Consider the following 202-nt stretch of genomic DNA (forward strand, 5'->3'; position numbering starts at 1 on the left):
CCGCCCGCGAGGTACGGCACGACCCGGCTGAAGCTGCCGCCGCTGCGGAACGTGTCGAGGTCGGTGAGCAGGCGGCGGTTCCACTCCGGCGAGGAGCCCACCACGGCGGGCAGTCCCAGCGACAGCGCGAAGAGCTTCCCGCCGCGCGCGCCGTCCGTGAGCAGCGCGAGCGGCTCGCCCGACCAGCGCGGCAGGTGCCCGG

1 pseudogene is annotated in these 202 nt (G+C 76.7%); it reads right to left on the minus strand.

What is annotated here, in order from left to right:
• Positions 1-202: pseudogene (locus DEIPI_RS39485) on the minus strand (cytochrome P450); the annotation flags it as partial.

Origin of the sequence: Deinococcus pimensis DSM 21231, assembly GCF_000519345.1 — a bacterium.
GTDB lineage: Bacteria > Deinococcota > Deinococci > Deinococcales > Deinococcaceae > Deinococcus_A > Deinococcus_A pimensis.